Source organism: Poinsettia branch-inducing phytoplasma str. JR1 (assembly GCF_000309465.1).
GTDB lineage: Bacteria > Bacillota_I > Bacilli_A > Acholeplasmatales > Acholeplasmataceae > Phytoplasma > Phytoplasma pruni.
In genome coordinates, this window is the sequence record NZ_AKIK01000017.1 from 1 (window position 1) to 1,581 (window position 1,581).

The window sequence follows — 1,581 nt, forward strand, 5'->3', positions numbered from 1 at the left end:
CACCTACTCTATACTTGAGCTAAATCCGGTACAATATTTACTTTAGAACTGCCTTGCATACTGATAATGCGGGGATCTGTGCTTTCAGTTTCTAAAGATAAAACCACAAGGCCTTTTTCCGCATAAACTAAAGGAAAATAACTATCAGGAACAAAACCAGCAACAGGGATTTCCGGATGTTTTTCAAAGTAATGATCCACACAGCGCCATTCGCATTCTTCATCTAATCCTAAAACAAATTTCACTCTTTTCTTTAAAGGAATGTTTAATTCTTTTAAAATTCTTAAAGCAAAATAAGAAGCAATAACGGGACCTTTATTATCTTGAGAACCTCTAGCATAAATTTTACCATCCACTATTTTAGCTTCATAAGGAGGATAAGACCAATGGTTGCCGGCGGGAACAACATCTAGATGTCCTATCATACCAACCCAATCTGTTTGATTACCGTATTCTATATGACCGGCATAACCATCAACATTCAAAGTTTTAAAACCATCTTTTTGTCCTAAATTCAACATAAAATCAAGAGCTTCTTTTAATTTTTGCCCAAAAGGAGCGCCTTTATTTTCTGGTTTAAATGCTTCTAATTCGCTCTCTATTCTTAACAAATCTTGCAGAGTTTTAACAATAATATCTTCTCTTTTTAAAACTTCTTTTCTAAAATCAAACATTATTTATCTCCTTTTTTTAGTTTATTTTTGGATATTTACTATAATTCAGAAAAAAGGACAACATGCGGCAAAACCATTTATCTGTCGAAATTAATATTTTCGAGCATTAATTTTACTTTTAGCGAAATTTAAAAATAACGAAAACAAATAAGTTAAAATGGTTAAAAAGAAAGCGGTTAAAAAAAGATAAGAATACCCTTGTTTTGCCTTTCCCAATAAACCGCCTATAATGCCAGGTTTGTGAGGATTAATGAAATTATAAGGATATTTATAATCTTCCCCTTTTATTTTGCCGATAATTAAATAAATAATTAAATAAGTCAAAGGATGGATAATCCCTAAATAAGCTTTTTTACAAGATATACCGATATTTTTTTTTGAAAAATAAAAGACAGTGTATAAAAGAGGGATAATAGTGTGTTGAAAATCAACAGTTTTAAAACTAAAGTTTTTAATTTCATCTCTATCTAGAATCGAATGATTAATAATCGCAGTAAATAAAATGCTCACTAAAGTTATAAAAGTTAAAACAACAAAGCTCTTCTTTTTTCGCCAAGGAGTAAAGGATAAAAGCATCACTACTAAAACTAAAAAATTACTTTGATAAGTGAACATATTGAATAATTTTTTCCAATCATGCAACAAGTCTGTTCCTTTAATAACTTTTTCATCCACTTGTGCGATAAAAACTCCTAAAGCGATCGATAACAAGCCCAAACAGAATAAAAAATATAATAATTCATAAATTCTACCTTTGGATGTATTTTGGTCTGATAAATTCTTTTTAATAATTTTCTTTTGATTCATGTTGAATAACCCTTCTTTGAAGAAAATTGATAAACATCACCTTTTAAAACGCTGATTTTATCTTATTATAAAAAAATATTTTTATAATACAAAATTAAAT

The 1,581-nt window shown here is 28.9% G+C and carries 2 protein-coding genes; both read right to left on the minus strand.

Features of this window, described 5'->3' with window-relative positions; translation table 11 throughout:
- Positions 1-8: 8 nt before the first annotated feature.
- The gene (locus ON17_RS00625) at positions 9-674 is read right to left on the minus strand and encodes a Sapep family Mn(2+)-dependent dipeptidase (protein WP_017191548.1); all 666 of its coding nucleotides are present in this window, start codon (positions 672-674) and stop codon (positions 9-11) included.
- Between the two features lie 90 nt (positions 675-764).
- Positions 765-1,481 carry a hypothetical protein gene (locus ON17_RS00630; protein WP_017191549.1) on the minus strand — a complete coding sequence of 239 codons (717 nt, stop codon included), beginning with the start codon at positions 1,479-1,481 and terminating at the stop codon, positions 765-767.
- Positions 1,482-1,581: the final 100 nt, after the last annotated feature.

Bases quoted from the DNA above. Each gene is read 5' to 3' on its own strand.
- ON17_RS00630 (WP_017191549.1), bottom strand. From the start codon at position 1,481: ATGAATCAAAAGAAAATTATTAAAAAGAATTTATCAGACCAAAATACA.
- ON17_RS00625 (WP_017191548.1), bottom strand. From the start codon at position 674: ATGTTTGATTTTAGAAAAGAAGTTTTAAAAAGAGAAGATATTATTGTT.